This window comes from Endozoicomonas sp. GU-1, assembly GCF_027366395.1.
GTDB lineage: Bacteria > Pseudomonadota > Gammaproteobacteria > Pseudomonadales > Endozoicomonadaceae > Endozoicomonas.
In genome coordinates this window covers 1,772,565-1,791,499 of sequence record NZ_CP114771.1, presented here as the reverse complement: position 1 = coordinate 1,791,499, position 18,935 = coordinate 1,772,565, and the positions used below count along the sequence as shown (strand labels likewise).

At 50.8% G+C, this 18,935-nt stretch carries 4 protein-coding genes and 4 pseudogenes; 1 reads left to right on the top strand and 7 read right to left on the bottom strand.

What is annotated here, in order from left to right:
• Window positions 1–188: 188 nt before the first annotated feature.
• The 4 genes and pseudogenes from O3276_RS07185 to O3276_RS25690 all read right to left on the bottom strand — a co-directional run.
• On the bottom strand, window positions 189–5,210 hold the full coding sequence (locus O3276_RS07185; RefSeq protein WP_269675017.1) for a hypothetical protein: 5,022 nt from the start codon (window positions 5,208–5,210) through the stop codon (window positions 189–191).
• A gap of 150 nt (window positions 5,211–5,360) precedes the next feature.
• A pseudogene (locus O3276_RS25695) lies at window positions 5,361–5,477 on the bottom strand (transposase domain-containing protein); the annotation flags it as partial.
• A 154-nt stretch (window positions 5,478–5,631) separates the two neighbouring features.
• Window positions 5,632–9,744 (bottom strand): hypothetical protein, encoded by a 4,113-nt coding sequence (locus O3276_RS07175; RefSeq protein ID WP_269675016.1) that lies wholly within the window; start codon window positions 9,742–9,744, stop codon window positions 5,632–5,634.
• 150 nt (window positions 9,745–9,894) lie between these two features.
• Window positions 9,895–10,011: pseudogene (locus tag O3276_RS25690) on the bottom strand (transposase domain-containing protein); the annotation flags it as partial.
• Here O3276_RS25690 and O3276_RS07170 point away from each other — a divergent pair.
• A pseudogene (locus O3276_RS07170) lies at window positions 10,002–10,181 on the top strand (IS1595-like element ISEnu2 family transposase); the annotation flags it as partial. The pseudogenes O3276_RS25690 and O3276_RS07170 sit on opposite strands and share 10 nt — an antisense overlap.
• On the opposite strand, the gene O3276_RS07165 reads toward O3276_RS07170, so the two are convergent.
• The 3 genes and pseudogenes from O3276_RS07165 to O3276_RS07155 all read right to left on the bottom strand — a co-directional run bounded on the left by O3276_RS07165 (window position 10,166) and on the right by O3276_RS07155 (window position 18,914).
• The gene (locus O3276_RS07165; RefSeq protein WP_269675015.1) at window positions 10,166–14,392 is read right to left on the bottom strand and encodes a hypothetical protein; all 4,227 of its coding nucleotides are present in this window, start codon (window positions 14,390–14,392) and stop codon (window positions 10,166–10,168) included. The pseudogene O3276_RS07170 and the gene O3276_RS07165 overlap by 16 nt on opposite strands.
• A gap of 120 nt (window positions 14,393–14,512) precedes the next feature.
• Window positions 14,513–14,656, bottom strand: a pseudogene (locus O3276_RS25685) (transposase domain-containing protein); the annotation flags it as partial.
• A gap of 154 nt (window positions 14,657–14,810) precedes the next feature.
• Window positions 14,811–18,914, bottom strand: a complete 4,104-nt coding sequence (locus O3276_RS07155; RefSeq protein WP_269675014.1) for a hypothetical protein — start codon at window positions 18,912–18,914, stop codon at window positions 14,811–14,813.
• Window positions 18,915–18,935 lie beyond the last annotated feature (21 nt).

The following is an 18,935-nucleotide window of genomic DNA, read 5'->3' as shown; positions in this document are numbered from 1 at the left end:
GTAAACGCCAATTTAACCTGCGTATGTTGCCATTTTAACCGTAAAATGTTTGTGTCAGGGCAACTGATTTATCCTTGTAGGAGGCTATGTTTCCCCTTAAGGGTTGATGAGTCTAAACTGTCGTAAAGCCCTGAAATGGGAGATTCTGTTATGCAGTCTCAACAGTTTCAAGACCTTCTTAATGCATATCACAGCCCTTGCAGGAACTCTTCCATCCAGTCATCGTTGTTGACCAGTTCTGACTCTGTCGCCAATGAATCCAATGTCGCCAACGAATCCAAATCCCATGCCACTATTTCATCAAGCCCAAGTGGGTCTCTTCTCCTTTTCTCGCTGGCTTCATGCCATTCTTTCCGTGTTGCTGAATCCACTGCGTAGCTCATTTTGCAGATAGCAGTGCTTAATTCAACATAAGTCATTCGGCTTCGGTGGAGTTCTAGCAGTTCAAGTTCTGCATTGCCCAATTCGCGAAAACGATCGAGAGCCTCCATTGCCGCGTCAAAGTCAGATAGCGGCCCTTGAATGCGACGGTTGGCAACCTGGTTCTCTTGAGTTGGTATGCTTGCCCTTGCTGGAAGTCCTTGCAGAGGGATTGATGTTACTACTGGCGTTTTTGCTGCCTCAATCTGTTCCAACTTTGCAACCACCGCTTTCTTAACGAGGTCTGGAACCATGCCGTCTTTATCATCTTTGATAACCGGGCTGAGTGCCATGCATAAACGGGTGTTTAGCTGGCCGCTGCTGGCATAGTGTTCAAGAGATGACCAGACCGCAGGCTTTAACGGTTTATTGTAATTGATTAGTCTAATAATCAGAGAGGGTGCCACCAGGTGTGGTATTTTTTCAGGCTCGGCTTTCTTGCGCTCTTTGGTTCTCGCTTGCATTTGGGCTAGTTTTACCTCAAGCCTGATCGCATAGGGGTCGCGCTTGTCCTGAGGTTTTTTATACCATTGTTCTGTGAACTCGGTTGCCTTGAAAAAGGCGGTTAACTGTTGCAATGTCCAGTTCTTGATAACAAAGCCGGTATCTCTCAGGGTAAACTCTGGATTTTGGAGTACAACCGGATCGCCATCGTCTGGCAAAACGGTTAGTGTTTGATTCTTGAATTGATATTCTGTTTGTTCAAGCTCAATTAACATGGCCGTGATAAAGCGCCACAGGCGTTCCTGGCCCGACATGGCGGGATCACCACCGACCATCACCCCTCTTTTATCATCTGTTGACACTCGGTTTGAAAAGCAGAGATCCGGTATTTTCTCTTGTTCAGGTAGAGAGTGGTTGGTGAGCAGCATTCCTTCCAGCAACCGTTGCTGAATCCTGACATCAGGAGCGGTTTCAGGGGTAGCCTGATAGTCAAGACAGGCATCCATGAACTGCTGCATTTTGTGTGGTCTAAGCACCCGATGTAACCCGCGCCACTGTGAGATAGTGGGCAAGGTTTTGAATAGCTCATCCATCTTATCCGCGTATTTTGAGCGGTCATCTTCTGATTGTTGCCAGAGAATCTCCAGCATTGTGCGTTTGGATTGCGTGAAGTCAAATTGCTGGCCAAGCTGTTGGCAAAGTGGTTTTAATGCATACCACTGTTCCTGAGTCGGGGCTGGCTTCAGGTTTCTGCACAGTTCAAGGTATTCCTGCATCTCAGATTCAGGGAGTTGCGTTAGTGCAAATTTTGTTAAAGCCAGTGGTGCAGGAATGGCTAATGCCTGAGTGAGTACTCCTTTGCAGCGTGGATTTTCACGATATTTTGCAATCCAGAACGGGAGACCAGTTCCTCCATGGATAGCCAATATCGGTAGCAATGATTTCAGCGCAGCACGAACAGCCACTCTGTCATGTCGAGGACTCTTGTGGGCAGCCAGATATTGTTGGAATTCGGCAATTTTCATGCGCCATTTTGCGGGCCCGGAGAAGAACAGAGCCAGTGCTTTCATTTGACTCGATTCTAAAAGATCTTCATCACTATTGTCGTCGCCATGTTCAGTGGCACAACCATGCCGATTAAGACATTGGCGCAATGTTTTCTCATTTTCAGTCAGTTTTTTTCCTGAGGGCAAACCAAAACTGGCAAATATTCGGCAAGAAAGTTTCAGAATATTCTTATTTTCATCCGAGGGTAGCCATTTAACGAACGCTTCCACCTTCGCTTTGTCGGGCAAGCCTTTGCCATTACACATGGAGGAAAAGGCCCGCAGGCGTTCCAGGCTGAATTCGCCGTTCACCTTCCAGCACTCCCACGCCACGAGCGCTTCCACCTTCGCTCTGTCGGGCAAGCCCCTACTGCTCATCATGGAGGAAAAGGCCCTCAGCAGTTCCGGGCTGAATTCGCCGTTAACCTTCCAGCACTCCCACGCCACGAACGCTTCCACCTTCGCTTGGTCGGGCAAGCCTTTGCCATGACACATGGAGGAAAAGGCCCGCAGCAGTTCCAGGCTGAATTCGCCGTTCACCTTCCAGCACTCCCACGCTTTGAGCGCTTCCACCTTCGCTTTGTCGGGCAAGCCTTTGCCATGACACATGGAGGAAAAGGCCCGCAGCAGTTCCAGGCTGAATTCACCGTTCACCTTCCAGCACTCCCACGCTTTGAGCGCTTCTACCTTCGCTTTGTCGGGCAAGCCCCTACTGCTCATCATGGAGGAAAAGGCCCGCAGCAGTTCCAGGCTGAATTCACCGTTCACCTTCCAGCACTGCCACGCTTTGAGCGCTTCCGCCTTCGCTTTGCCGGGCAAGCCTTTGCCATGACACATGGAGGAAAAGGCCCGCAGCAGTTCCAGGCTGAATTTACCGTTCACCTCCCAGCACTCCCACGCTTTGAGTGCTTCCACCTTCGCTTTGTCGGGCAAGCCCCTGGTGCTCATCATTGAGGAAAAGGCCCGCAGCAGTTCCAGGCTGAATTCACCGTTCACCTTCCAGCACTCCCACGCTACGAACGCTTCCACCTTCGCTTTGTCGGGCAAGCCTTTGCCATTACACATGGAGGAAAAGGCCCGCAGCAGTTCCAGGCTGAATTCGCCGTTCACCTTCCAGCACTCCCATACTTTGAGCGCTTCCACCTTCGCTTTGTCGGGCAAGCCCCTACTGCTCATCATGGAGGAAAAGGCCCGCAGCAGTTCCAGGCTGAATTCGCCGTTCACCTTCCAGCACTCCCACGCTTTGAGCGCTTCCACCTTCGCTTTGTCGGGCAAGCCTTTGCCATGACACATGGAGGAAAAGGCCCGCAGCAGTTCCAGGCTGAATTCGCCGTTCACCTTCCAGCACTCCCATGCTTTGAGCGCTTCCACCTTCGCTTTGTCGGGCAAGCCTTTGCCATGACACATGGAGGAAAAGGCCCGCAGCAGTTCCAGGCTGAATTCGCCGTTCACCTTCCAGCACTGCCACGCCACGAACGCTTCCACCTGCGCTTTGTCGGGCAAGCCTTTGGCATGACACATGGAGGAAAAGGCCCGCAGCAGTTCCAGGCTGAATTCGCCGTTCACCTTCCAGCACTCCCACGCCACGAACGCTTCCACCTTCGCTTTGTCGGGCAAGCCGTTGCCATTACACATGGAGGAAAAGGCCCGCAGCAGTTCCAGGCTGAATTCGCCGCTCACCTTCCAGCACTCCCACGCTTTGAGCGCTTCCACCTTCGCTTTGTCGGGCAAGCCCCTACTGCTCATCATGGAGGAAAAGGCCCGCAGCAGTTCCAGGCTGAGTTCGCCGTTCACCTTCCAGCACTGCCACGCTTTGAGCGCTTCCACCTTCGCTTTGTCGGGCAAGCCCCTACTGCTCATCATGGAGGAAAAGGCCCGCAGCAGTTCCAGGCTGAATTCGCCGTTCACCTTCCAGCACTGCCACGCTTTGAGCGCTTCCACCTTCGCTTTGTCGGGCAAGCCTTTGCCATGACACATGGAGGAAAAGGCCCGCAGCAGTTCCAGGCTGAATTCGCCGTTCACCTTCCAGCACTCCCACGCTACGAACGCTTCCACCTTCGCTTTGTCGGGCAAGCCCCTACTGCTCATCATGGAGGAAAAGGCCCGCAGCAGTTCCAGGCTGAATTCTCCGTTCACCTTCCAGCACTCCCACGCCATGAACGCTTCCACCTTCGCTTGGTCGGGCAAGCCCCTACTGCTCATCATGGAGGAAAAGGCCCGCAGCAGTTCCAGGCTGAATTCGCCGCTCACCTTCCAGCACTCCCACGCTTTGAGCGCTTCCACCTTCGCTTTGTCGGGCAAGCCCCTACTGCTCATCATGGAGGAAAAGGCCCGCAGCAGTTCCAGGCTGAATTCGCCGTTCACCTTCCAGCACTCCCACGCCACGAACGCTTCCACCTTCGCTTTGTCGGGCAAGCCTTTGCCATGACACAGGGAGGCAATCTGTTTCAAGCATGGGTTAGCAGCAACCGCCTGAATGTTTTCCTCGCTTTCTTCTGCAAACTTTTTTATCTGAGTCTTCGAGTTGAACATGCTGGTAAGGCAGCTGGTATTGGTAATCTGCTGGGGATTGACAGCTAAAAAGAACGTGTTGGCCTTGGCAAAATAGCCTTTGAAAGTCTGAGAATCTTTAACAATGCTGAAGGTTTTTAACTTGGAAAAGAGGGAATGTGCGGGCGGCTTTCCCCTGTCTCGCGCTAACTGGATTTTCCTGTCTTTGAGGTTTTTCAGAAGAGTCCCGGCATTCGTTAATATTGCTTGAATTTCTTGATTATTTAAATGTGTTCGCAGTTCATTTTGCTGGCTTACAGAAAATTCTGAAATTGATGTTTCACTGTTAATTTCTGTAGTGAGCGGTACATCCTTCATTGGTTCAGGCATGACCTGCACCATCGCTGAGGGATGTTCATTGCCAGTTAATAGCCTGTTGTCGCTGACTGTTGGTAGATTTCTTGATAGGAAACTGATCACTCCCGGAAGCCTGGAAGCTGGGTCAGCAGGCATGGCCGGTTCGGTCTCCATTGGCTCCGGATTAGCAGGTAGCGAAGTTGCAGAACAGACAATACGCCTGCTGTTGTCAGTAACACGCCTGCGCTTTATGGATGGGATGGGCCCGGATTCAGATTGCAGTTGATGCGGTGGAAATGTTCCGGTGTCCGTTGTTGTCTGTTCCACCCGGTAACCTGACATGGATCGCTTTCTTTCTTGTTTACGGCTGTTTGCTGGCCGGTACCTTCCGGCTTCAGTGGATGTTAACGGGGATGCCGTGTCTGCGGTTACTGAGGAGGAAGGTGACTGCATGGTTTCTTCCGGGATTACCTGTTTCCAGTTGGAGAATCGTCTGGGGATGACAACAATAGAACTGACCTGGTCAACCCGGTAAAGTTCCGGGCAGCCGGTATCAGGGAAGGCTGACCTGTTTTGTCAGGCAGTCTGGCTGTGAGATGTGTTTCAGGATAGCGCACCGCTGGCTTTTATATTCCAGGGCAGGAGTGCTTCCAGCTTCTCAACCGTATCCGCATATGGCAGTTCCTCCAGTACGTAACAAATGTAATGAGAAGAAGACAGAGTGTCGACAAATACCGGTCATGGTAGCCAGAGACCGCGATAATCAGACGGTTGATGGCATTCTGGAGAATCAGGGTGCAGACGAGCTTTGTCGTCATTTGCACAGTCGAATAAATATTGAAGCAGTCGTATGCACCGATGCAAGCCTTGCATATCACAGCTCTTGTAGGAACTCTTCCATCCAGTCATCGTTGTTGACCAGTTCTGACTCTGTCGCCAATGAATCCAATGTCGCCAATGAATCCAAATCCCATTCCACTATTTCATCAAGCCCAAATGGGTCTCTTCTCCTGTTCTCGCTGGCTTCATGCCATTCTTTCCGTGTTTCTGAATCCACTGCGTAGCTCATTTTGCAGATAGCAATGCTTAATTCAACATAAGTCATTCGGCTTCGGTGGGGTTCCAGCAGTTCAAGTTCTGCATTTCCCAATTCGCGAAAACGATCCAGAGCTTCCATTGCCGCGTCAAAGTCAGATAGCGGCCCTTGAATGCGACTGTTGGCAACCTGGTTCCCTTGAGTTGGTATGCTTGCCCTTGCTGGAAGTCCTTGCTGAGGGATTGATGTTACTACTGGCGTTTTTGCTGCCTCAATCTGTTCCAACTTTGCAATTACCGCTTTCTTAACGAGGTCTGAAACAATGCCGTCTTTATCATCTTTGATAACCGGGCTGAGTGCCGTGCATAAACGGGCGTTTAGCTGGCCGCTGCTGGCATAGTGTTCAAGAGATGACCAGACTGCAGGCTTTAATGGTTTATTGCAATTGATTAGTCTGATAATTAGAGAGGGTGCCACCAGGTGTGGTATTTTTTTAGGCTTGGCTTTCTTGGTGGGCTCTTTGGTTCTCGCTTTCATTTGGGCTAGTTTTGCCTCAAGCCTGATCGCATAGAGTTCGCGGTTGTCCTGAGGCTTTTTATACCATTGTTCTGTGAACTCGGTTGCCTTGAAAAAGGCGGTTAACTGTTGCAATGTCCAGTTCTTTATAACAAAGCCGGTATCTTTGAGGGTAAACTCTGGATTTTGGAGTACCACCGGATCGCCATCGGCTGGCAAAACGGTTAGTCTTTGATTCTTGAATTGATATTCTGTTTGTTCAAGCTCAATTAACATGGCCGTGATAAAGCGCCACAGGCGTTGCTGGCCCGACATGGCGGGATCACCACCGACCATCACCCCTCTTTTATCATCTGTTGACACTCGGTTTGAAAAGCAGAGATCCGGTATTTTCTCTGGTTCAGGTAGAGAGTGGTTGGTGAGCAGCATTCCTGCCAGCAACCGTTGCTGAATCGTGACATCAGGAGCGGTTTCAGGGGTAGCCTGATAGTCAAGACAGGCATCCATGAATTGCTGCATTTTGTGTGGTCCAAGCACCCGATGTAACCCGCGCCACTGTGAGATGGTGGGCAAGGTTTTGAATAGCTCATCCAGCTTATCCGCGTATTTTGAGCGGTTATCTTCTGATTGTTGCCAGAGAATCTCCAGCATCGTGCGTTTAGATTGCGTGAAGTCAAATCGCTGGCCAAGCTGTTGGCAGAGTGGTTTTAATGCATACCACTGTTCCTGAGTTGGGGCTGGCTTCAGGTTTCTGCACAGTTCAAGGTATTCCTGCCTCTCAGATTCAGGGAGTTGCGTTAGTGCAAATTTTGTTAAAGCCAGTGGTGCAGGAATGGATAATGCTTTAGTGAGTACTCCTTTGCAGCGTGGATTTTCACGATATTTTTCCATCCAGAACTGGATACCAGTTCCTCCATGGATAGCCAATATCGGTAGCAATGATTTCAGCGCAGCACGAACAGCCACTCTGTCATGTCGAGGACTCTTGTGGGCAGCCAGATATTGTTGGAATTGGGCAATTTTCATGCGCCATTTTGCGGGCCCGGAGAAGAACAGAGCCAGTGCTTTCATTTGACTCAATTCTAAAAGATCTTCATCACTATTGTCGTCTCCATGTTCAGTGGTACAACCATGCTGATTAAGACATTGGCGAAGTGTTTTCTCATTTTCAGTCAGTTTTTCTGCTGAGGGCAAACCAAAACTGGCAAATATTCGGAAAGAAAGTTTCAGAATATTCTTATTTTCATCCGAGGGTAGCCATTGAACGAACGCTTCCACCTTCGCTTTGTCGGGCAAGCCTTTGCCATTACACATGGAGGAAAAGGCCCGCAGCAGTTCCAGGCTGAATTTGCCGTTCACCTTCCAGCACTCCCACGCCACGAACGCTTCCACCTTCGCTTTGTCGGGCAAGCCTTTGCCATTACACATGGAGGAAAAGGCCCGCAGCAGTTCCAGGCTGAATTCGCCGTTCACCTTCCAGCACTCCCACGCTTTGAGCGCTTCCACCTTCGCTTTGCCGGGCAAGCCTTTGCCATGACACATGGAGGAAAAGGCCCGCAGCAGTTCCAGGCTGAATTCGCCGTTCACCTTCCAGCACTCCCACGCCACGAACGCTTTCACCTTCGCTTTGTCGGGCAAGCCCTTACTGCTCATCATGGAGGAAAAGGCCCGCAGCAGTTCCAGGCTGAATTCGCCGTTCACCTTCCAGCACTCCCACGCTTTGAGCGCTTCCACCTTCGCTTTGTCGGGCAAGCCCCTACTGCTCATCATGGAGGAAAAGGCCCGCAGCAGTTCCAGGCTGAATTTGCCGTTCACCTTCCAGCACTCCCACGCTTTGAGCGCTTCCACCTTCGCTTTGTCGGGCAAGCCTTTGCCATGACACATGGAGGAAAAGGCCCGCAGCAGTTCCAGGCTGAATTCGCCGTTCACCTTCCAGCACTCCCACGCTTTGAGCGCTTCCACCTTCGCTTTGTCGGGCAAGCCCCTACTGCTCATCATGGAGGAAAAGGCCCGCAGCAGTTCCAGGCAAAATTCGCCGTTCACCTTCCAGCACTCCCACGCTTTGAGCGCTTCCACCTTCGCTTTGTCGGGCAAGCCCCTACTGCTCATCATGGAGGAAAAGGCCCTCAACAGTTCCAGGCTGAATTCGCCGTTCACCTTCCAGCACTCCCACGCCACGAACGCTTCCACCTTCGCTTTGTCGGGCAAGCCTTTGCCATTACACATGGAGGAAAATGCCCGCAGCAGTTCCAGGCTGAATTCGCCGTTCACCTTCCAGCACTCCCACGCTTTGAGCGCTTCCACCTTCGCTTTTTCGGGCAAGCCTTTGCCATTACACATGGAGGAAAAGGCCCGCAGCAGTTCCAGGCTGAATTCGCCGTTCACCTTCCAGCACTCCCACGCTTTGAGCGCTTCTACCTTCGCTTTTTCGGGCAAGCCTTTGCCATTACACATGGAGGAAAAGGCCCGCAGCAGTTCCAGGCTGAATTCGCCGTTCACCTTCCAGCACTCCCACGCTTTGAGCGCTTCCACCTTCGCTTTGTCGGGCAAGCCTTTGCCACTACACATGGAGGCAATCTGTTTCAAGCATGGGTTAGCAGCAACCGCCTGAATGTTTTCCTCGCTTTCTTCTGCAAACTTTTTAATCTGAGTCTTCGACTTGAGCATGCTGGTAAGGCAGCTGGTATTGGTAATCTGCTGGGGATTGACAGCTAAAAAGAACGTGCTGGCCTTGGCAAAATAGCCTTTGAAAGTCTGAGAATCTTTAACAATGCTGAAGTTTTTTAACCTGGAAAAGAGGGAATGTGCGGGCGGCTTTCCCCTGTCTCGCGCTAACTGGATTTTCCTGTCTTTGAGGTTTTTCAGAAGAGTCCCGGCATTCGTTAATATTGCTTGAATTTCTTGATTATTTAAATGTGTTCGCAGTTCATTTTGCTGGCTTACAGAAAATTCTGAAATTGATGTTTCACTGTTAATTTCTGTAGTGAGCGGTACATCCTTCATTGGTTCCGGCATGACCTGCACCATCGCTGAGGTATGTTCATTGCCAGTTAATAGCCTGTTGTCGCTGACTGTTGGTAGATTTCTTGATAGGAAACTGATCACTCCCGGAAGCCTGGAAGCTGCGTCAGCAGGCGTGGCCGGTTCGGTCTCCATTGGCTCCGGATTAGCAGATAGCGAAGTTGCAGAACACACAATACGCCCGCTGTTGTCAGTAACACGCCTGCGCTTTATGGATGGGGTGGGCCCGGATTCAGATTGCAGTTGATGCGGTGGAAATATTCCAGTGCCCGTTGTTGTCTGTTCCACCTGGTAACCTGACATGGATCGCTTTCTTTCTTGTTTTCGGCTGTTTGCTGGCCGGTGCCTTCCGGCTTCAGTGGATGTTAACGGGGATGCAGTGTCTGCGGTTACTGAGGAGGAAGGTGACTGCATGGTTTCTTTGGGGATTACCTGTTTCCAGTTGGAGAATCGTCTGGGGATGACAACAATAGAACTGACCTGGTCAGCCTGGTAAAGTTCCAGGCAGCCGGTATCAGGGAAGGCTGACCTGTTTTGTCAGGCAGTCTGGCTGTGAGATGTGTTTCAGGATAGCGCACCGCTGGCTTTTATATTCCAGGGCAGGAGTGCTTCCAGCTTCTCAACCGTATCCGCATATGGCAGTTCCTCCAGTACGTAACAAATGTAATGAGAAGAAGACAGAGTGTCGACAAATACCGGTCATGGTAGCCAGAGACCGCGATAATCAGACGGTTGATGGCATTCTGGAGAATCAGGGTGCAGACGAGCTTTGTCGTCATTTGCACAGTCGAATAAATATTGAAGCAGTCGTATGCACCGATGCAAGCCTTGCATATCACAGCCCTTGTAGGAACTCTTCCATCCAGTCATCGTTGTTGACCCGTTCTGACTCTGTCGCCAATGAATCCAATGTCGCCAATGAATCCAAATCCCATTCCACTATTTCATCAAGCCCAAGTGGGTCTCTTCTCCTTTTCTCGCTGGCTTCATTCCATTCTTTCCGTGTGTCTGAATCCACTGCGTAGCTCATTTTGCAGATAGCAGTGCTTAATTCAACATAAGTCATTTGGCTTCGGTGGGGTTCCAGCAGTTCAAGTTCTGCATTTCCCAATTCGCGAAAACGATCCAGAGCTTCCATTGCCGCGTCAAAGTCAGATAGCGGCCCTTGAATGCGACTGTTGGCAACCTGGTTCCCTTGAGTTGGTATGCTTGCCCTTGCTGGAAGTCCTTGCTGAGGGATTGATGTTACTACTGGCGTTTTTGCTGCCTCAATCTGTTCCAACTTTGCAATTACCGCTTTCTTAACGAGGTCTGAAACAATGCCGTCTTTATCATCTTTGATAACCGGGCTGAGTGCCGTGCATAAACGGGCGTTTAGCTGGCCGCTGCTGGCATAGTGTTCAAGAGATGACCAGACTGCAGGCTTTAATGGTTTATTGCAATTGATTAGTCTGATAATTAGAGAGGGTGCCACCAGGTGTGGTATTTTTTTAGGCTTGGCTTTCTTGGTGGGCTCTTTGGTTCTCGCTTTCATTTGGGCTAGTTTTGCCTCAAGCCTGATCGCATAGAGTTCGCGGTTGTCCTGAGGCTTTTTATACCATTGTTCTGTGAACTCGGTTGCCTTGAAAAAGGCGGTTAACTGTTGCAATGTCCAGTTCTTTATAACAAAGCCGGTATCTTTGAGGGTAAACTCTGGATTTTGGAGTACCACCGGATCGCCATCGGCTGGCAAAACGGTTAGTCTTTGATTCTTGAATTGATATTCTGTTTGTTCAAGCTCAATTAACATGGCCGTGATAAAGCGCCACAGGCGTTGCTGGCCCGACATGGCGGGATCACCACCGACCATCACCCCTCTTTTATCATCTGTTGACACTCGGTTTGAAAAGCAGAGATCCGGTATTTTCTCTTGTTCAGGTAGAGCGTGGTTGGTGAGCAGCATTCCTGCCAGCAACCGTTGCTGAATCGTGACATCAGGAGCGGTTTCAGGTGTAGCCTGATAGTCAAGACAGGCATCCATGAATTGCTGCATTTTGTGTGGTCCAAGCACCCGATGTAACCCGCGCCACTGTGAGATGGTGGGCAAGGTTTTGAATAGCTCATCCATCTTATCCGCGTATTTTAAGCGGTTATTTTCTGATTGTTGCCAGAGAATCTCCAGCATCGTGCGTTTAGATTGCGTGAAGTCAAATCGCTGGCCAAGCTGTTGGCAAAGTGGTTTTAATGCATACCACTGTTCCTGAGTTGGGGCTGGCTTCAGGTTTCTGCACAGTTCAAGGAATTCCTGCCTCTCAGATTCAGGGAGTTGCGTTAGTGCAAATTTTGTTAAAGCCAGTGGTGCAGGAATGGATAATGCTTTAGTGAGTACTCCTTTGCAGCGTGGATTTTCACGATATTTTTCCATCCAGAAGTGGATACCAGTTCCTCCATGGATAGCCAATATCGGTAGCAATGATTTCAGCGCAGCACGAACAGCCACTCTGTCATGTCGAGGACTCTTGTGGGCAGCCAGATATTGTTGGAATTCGGCAATTTTCATGCGCCATTTTGCGGGCCCGGAGAAGAACAGAGCCAGTGCTTTCATTTGACTCGATTCTAAAAGATCTTCATCACTATTGTCGTCTCCATGTTCAGTGGTACAACCATGCTGATTAAGACATTGGCGAAGTGTTTTCTCATTTTCAGTCAGTTTTTCTGCTGAGGGCAAACCAAAACTTGCAAATATTCGGCAAGAAAGTTTCAGAATATTCTTATTTTCATCCGAGGGTAGCCATTGAACGAACGCTTCCACCTTCGCTTTGTCGGGCAAGCCCCTACTGCTCATCATGGAGGAAAAGGCCCGCAGCAGTTCCAGGCTGAATTCGCCGTTCACCTTCCAGCACTCCCACGCTTTGAGCGCTTCCACCTTCGCTTTGTCGGGCAAGCCTTTGCCATGACACATGGAGGAAAAGGCCCGCAGCAGTTCCGGGCTGAATTCGCTGTTCACCTTCCAGCACTCCCACGCCACGAACGCTTCCACCTTCGCTTTGTCGGGCAAGCCCCTACTGCTCATCATGGAGGAAAAGGCCCGCAGCAGTTCCAGGCTGAATTCGCCGTTCACCTTCCAGCACTCCCACGCTTTGAGCGCTTCCACCTTCGCTTTGTCGGGCAAGCCTTTGCCATTACACATGGAGGAAAAGGCCCGCAGCAGTTCCAGGCTGAATTCACCGTTCACCTTCCAGCACTCCCACGCTTTGAGCGCTTCCACCTTCGCTTGGTCGGGCAAGCCCCTACTGCTCATCATGGAGGAAAAGGCCCGCAGCAGCTCCAGGCTGAATTCGCCGTTCACCTTCCAGCACTCCCACGCTTTGAGCGCTTCCACCTTCGCTTTGTCGGGCAAGCCCCTACTGCTCATCATGGAGGAAAAGGCCCGCAGCAGTTCCAGGCTGAATTCGCCGTTCACCTTCCAGCACTCCCACGCCACGAACGATTCCACCTTCGCTTTGTCGGGCAAGCCTTTGCCATGACACATGGAGGAAAAGGCCCGCAGCAGTTCCAGGCTGAATTCGCCGTTCACCTTCCAGCACTCCCACGCTTTGAGCGCTTCCACCTTCGCTTTGTCGGGCAAGCCTTTGCCATTACACATGGAGGAAAAGGCCCGCAGCAGTTCCAGGCTGAATTCACCGTTCACCTTCCAGCACTCCCACGCCACGAACGTTTCCACCTTCGCTTTGTCGGGCAAGCCCCTACTGCTCATCATGGAGGAAAAGGCCCGCAGCAGTTCCAGGCTGAATTCGCCGTTCACCTTCCAGCACTCCCACGCTTTGAGCGCTTCCACCTTCGCTTTGTCGGGCAAGTCTTTGCCATGACACATGGAGGAAAAGGCCCGCAGCAGTTCCAGGCTGAATTCGCCGTTCACCTTCCAGCACTCCCACGCTTTGAGCGCTTCCACCTTCGCTTGGTCGGGCAAGCCCCTACTGCTCATCATGGAGGAAAAGGCCCGCAGCAGTTGCAGGCTGAATTCGCCGTTCACCTTCCAGCACTCCCACGCCACGAACGCTTCCACCTTCGCTTTGTCGGGCAAGCCTTTGCCATTACACATGGAGGAAAAGGCCCGCAGCAGTTCCAGGCTGAATTCGCCGTTCACCTTCCAGCACTCCCACGCTTTGAGCGCTTCCACCTTCGCTTTGTCGGGCAAGCCTTTGCCATTACACATGGAGGCAATCTGTTTCAAGCATGGGTTAGCAGCAACCGCCTGAATATTTTCCTCGCTTTCTTCTGCAAACTTTTTTATCTGAGTCTTCGATATGAGCATGCTGGTAAGGCAGCTGGTATTGGTAATCTGCTGGGGATTGACAGCTAAAAAGAACCTGTTGGCCTTGGCAAAATAGCCTTTGAAAGTCTGAGAATCTTTAACAATGCTGAAGTTTTTTAACTTGGAAAAGAGGGAGTGTGCGGGCGGCTTTCCCCTGTCTCGCGCTAACTGGATTTTCCTGTCTTTGAGGTTTTTCAGAAGAGTCCCAGCATTCGTTAATATTGCTTGAATTTCTTGATTATTGAAATGTGTTCGCAGTTCATTTTGCTGGCTTACAGAAAATTCTGAAATTGATGTTTCACTGTTAATTTCTGTAGTGGGCGGTACATCCTTCATTGGTTCAGGCATGACCTGCACCATCGCTGAGGTATGTTCATTGCCAGTTAATAGCCTGTTGTCGCTGAGGGTTGGTAGATTTCTTGATAGGGAACTGATCACTCCCGGAAGCCTGGAAGCTGCGTCAGCAGGCATGGCCGGTTCGGTCTCCATTGGCTCCGGATTAGCAGGTAGCGAAGTTGCAGAACAGACAATACGCCTGCTGTTGTCAGTAACACGCCTGCGCTTTATGGGTGGGATGGGCCCGGATTCAGATTGCAGTTGATGCGGTGGCAATGTTCCAGTGACCGTTGTTGTCTGTTCCACCTGGTAACCTGACATGGATCGCTTTCTTTCTTGTTTTCGGCTGTTTGCTGGCCGGTGCCTTCCTGTTTCAGTGGCTGTTAACGGGGATGCCGTGTCTGCGGTTACTGAGGAGGAAGGTGACTGCACTTCGGGGATTACCTGTTTCCAGTTGGAGAATCGTCTGGGGATGACAACAATCGAACTATTGACCTAGTCAGCCCGGTAAAGTTCCAGGCAGCCGGTATCAGGCAAGGCTGACCTGTTTTGTCAGGCAGTTTGGCTGTGAGATGTGTTACGGGATAGCGCACCGCTGACTTTTACATTCCAGGGCAGGAGTGCTTCCAGCTTCTCAACCGTATCCGCATACGGCAGTTCCTCCAGTACGTAACAAATGTAATCAGAAGAAGACAGAGTGTCGACAAATACCGGTCATGGTAGCCAGAGACCGGGATAATCAGATGGTTGATGGCATTCTGGAGAATCAGGGTGCAGACGAGCTTTGTCGTCATTTGCACAGTCGAATAAATATTGAAGCAGTCGTATGCACCGATGCAAGCCTTGCATATCACAGCCCTTGCAGGAACTCTTCCATCCAGTCATCGTTGTTGACCAGTTCTGACTCTGTCGCCAATGAATCCAATGTCGCCAATGAATCCAAATCCCATGCCACTATTTCATCAAGCCCAAGTGGGTCTCTTCTCCTTTTCTCGCTGGCTTCATGCCATTCTTTCCGTGTTTCTGAATCCACTGCGTAGCTCATTTTGCAGATAGCCGTGCTTAATTCAACAGAAGTCATTCGGCTTCGGTGGGGTTCCAGCAGTTCAAGTTCTGCATGTCCCAGTTCGTGAAAACGATCCAGCGCTTCCATTGCCACGTCAAAGTCAGATAGCGGCCCTTGAATGCGACGGTTGGCAACCTGGTTCCCTTGAGTTGTTATGCTTGCCCTTGCTGGAAGTCCTTGCTGAGGGATTGATGTTACTACTGGCGTTTTTGCTGCCTCAATCTGTTCCAACTTTGCAGCCACCGCTTTCTTAACGAGGTCTGGAACAATGCCGTCTTTATCATCTTTGATAACCGGGCCGAGTGCCGTGCATAAACGGGCGTTTAGCTGGCCGCTGCTGGCATAGTGTTCAAGAGATGACCAGACCGCAGGCTTTAATGGTTTATGGCAATTGATTAGTCTAATAATCAGAGAGGGTGCCACCAGGTGTGGTATTTTTTTAGGCTCGGCTTTCTTGGGCTCTTTGGTTCTCGCTTGCATTTGGGCTAATTTTGCCTCAAGCCTGATCGCATAGGGATCGCGCTTGTCCTGAGGCTTTTTATACCATTGTTCTGTGAACTCGGTTGCCTTGAAAAAGGCGGTTAACTGTTGCAATGTCCAGTTCTTGATAACAAAGCCGGTATCTCTCGGGGTAAACTCTGGATTTTGGAGTACCACCGGATCGCCATCGTCTGGCAAAACGGTTAGTCTTTGATTCTTGAATTGATATTCTGTTTGTTCAAGCTCAATTAACATGGCCGTGATAAAGCGCCACAGGCGTTGCTGGCCCGACATGGCGGGATCACCACCGACCATCACCCCTCTTTTATCATCTGTTGCCACTCGGTTTGAAAAGCAGAGATCCGGTATTTTCTCTGGTTCAGGTAGAGCGTGGTTGGTGAGCAGCATTCCTTCCAGCAACCGTTGCTGAACCGTGACATCAGGAGCGGTTTCAGGTGTAGCCTGATAGTCAAGACAGGCATCCATGAATTGCTGCATTTTGTGTGGTCCAAGCACCCGATGTAACCCGCGCCACTGTGAGATGGTGGGCAAGGTTTTGAATAGCTCATCCAGCTTATCCGCGTATTTTGAGCGGTTATCTTCTGATTGTTGCCAGAGAATCTCCAGCATCGTGCGTTTAGATTGCGTGAAGTCAAATCGCTGGCCAAGCTGTTGGCAAAGTGGTTTTAATGCATACCACTGTTCCTGAGTTGGGGCTGGCTTCAGGTTTCTGCACAGTTCAAGATATTCCTGCATCTCAGATTCAGGGAGCTGCGTTAGTGCAAATTTTGTTAAAGCCAGTGGTGCAGGAATGGGTAATGCCTTAGTGAGTACTCCTTTGCAGCGTGGATTTTCACGATATTTTGCAATCCAGAACGGGAGACCAGTTCCTCCATGGATAGCCAATATCGGTAGCAATGATTTCAGCGCAGCACGAACAGCCACTCTGTCATGTCGAGGACTCTTGTGGGCAGCCAGATATTGTTGGAATTCGGCAAATTTCATGCGCCATTTTGCGGGCCCGGAGAAGAACAGAGCCAGTGCTTTCATTTGACTCGATTCTAAAAGATCTTCATCACTATTGTCGTCTCCATGTCCAGTGGTACAACCATGCTGATTAAGACATTGGCGAAGTGTTTTCTCATTTTCAGTCAGTTTTTCTCCTGAGGGCAAACCAAAACTTGCCAATATTCGGCAAGAAAGTTTCAGAATATTCTTATTTTCATCCGAGGGTAGCCATTGAACGAACGCTTCCACCTTCGCTTTGTCGGGCAAGCCTTTGCCATGACACATGGAGGAAAAGGCCCGCAGCAGTTCCAGGCTGAATTCGCCGTTCACCTTCCAGCACTCCCACGCCACGAACGCTTCCACCTCCGCTCTGTCGGGCAAGCCCCTACTGCTCATCATGGAGGAAAAGGCCCGCAGCAGTTCCAGGCTGAATTCGCCGTTCACCTTCCAGCACTCCCACGCCAGGAACGCTTCCACCTTCGCTTGGTCGGGCAAGCCTTTGCCATTACACATGGAGGAAAAGGCCCGCAGCAGTTCCAGGCTGAATTCGCCGTTCACCTTCCAGCACTCCCACGCCACGAACGCTTCCACCTTTGCTTTGTCGGGCAAGCCCCTACTGCTCATCATGGAGGAAAAGGCCCGCAGCAGTTCCAGGCTGAATTCGCCGTTCACCTTCCAGCACTTCCACGCTTTGAGCGCTTCCACCTTCGCTTTTTCGGGCAAGCCTTTGCCATGACACATGGAGGAAAAGGCCCGCAGCAGTTCCAGGCTGAATTCGCCGTTCACCTTCCAGCACTCCCACGCTTTGAGCGCTTCCACCTTCGCTTTGTCGGGCAAGCCCCTGCTGCTCATCATGGAGGAAAAGGCCCGCAGCAGTTCCAGGCTGAATTCGCCGTTGACCTTCCAGCACTCCCACGCCACGAACGCTTCCACCTTCGCTTTGCCGGGCAAGCCCCTACTGCTCATCATGGAGGAAAAGGCCCGCAGCAGTTCCAGGCTGAATTCGCCGTTCACCTTCCAGCACTCCCACGCTTTGAGCGCTTCCACCTTCGCTTTGTCGGGCAAGCCTTTACCATGACACATGGAGGAAAAGGCCCGCAGCAGTTCCAGGCAGAATTCGCCGTTCACCTTCCAGCACTCCCACGCCACGAACGCTTCCACCTTCGCTTGGTCGGGCAAGCCTTTGCCATGACACATGGAGGAAAAGGCCCGCAGCAGTTCCAGGCTGAATTCGTCGTTCACCTTCCAGCACTCCCACGCCACGAACGCTTCCACCTTCGCTTTGTCGGGCAAGCCCTTACTGCTCATCATGGAGGAAAAGGCCCGCAGCAGTTCCAGGCTGAATTCGCCGTTCACCTTCCAGCACTGCCACGCCACGAACGCTTCCACCTTCGCTTTGTCGGGCAAGCCTTTGCCATTACACATGGAGGCAATCTGTTTCAAGCATGGGTTAGCAGCAACCGCCTGAATGTTTTCCTCGCTTTCTTCTGCAAACTTTTTTATCTGAGTCTTCGACTTGAGCATGCTGGTAAGGCAGCTGGTATTGGTAATCTGCTGGGGATTGACAGCTAAAAAGAACGTGTTGGCCCTGGCAAAATAGCCTTTGAAAGTCTGAGAATCTTTAACAATGCTGAAGTTTTTTAACCTGGAAAAGAGGGAATGTGCAGGCGGCTTTCCCCTGTCTCGCGCTAACTGGATGTTCCTGTCTTTGAGGTTTTTCAGAAGAGTCCCGGCATTCGTTAATATTGCTTGAATTTCTTGATTATTTAAATGTGTTCGCAGTTCATTTTGCTGGCTTACAGAAAATTCTGAAATTGATGTTCCACTGTTAATTTTTGTAGTGAGCGTTACATCCTTCATTGGTTCCGGCATGACCTGCACCATCGCTGAGGTATGTTCATTGCCAGTTAATAGCCTGTTGTCGCTGAGGGTTGGTAGATTTCTTGATAGGAAACTGATCACTCCCGGAAGCCTGGAAGCTGGGTCAGCAGGCATGGCCGGTTCGGTCTCCATTGGCTCCGGATTAGCAGGTAGCGAAGTTGCAGAACACACAATACGCCTGTTGTTGTCAGTAACACGCCTGCGCTTTATGGATGGGATGGGCACGGATTCAGATTGCAGTTGATGCGGTGGAAATGTTCCGGTGTCCGTTGTTGTCTGTTCCACCTGGTAACCTGACATGGATCGCTTTCTTTCTTGTTTTCGGCTGTTTGCTGGCCGGTGCCTTCCGGCTTCAGTGGCTGTTAACGGGGATGCCGTGTCTGCGGTTACTGAGGAGGAAGGTGACTGCATGGCTTCTTCGAGGATTACCTGTTTGCAGTTGGAGAATCGTCTGGGAATGACAACAATAGAACTGACCAGGTCAGCCCGGTAAAGTTCCAGGTAGCCGGTATCAAACAAGGCTGACCTGTTTTGTCAGGC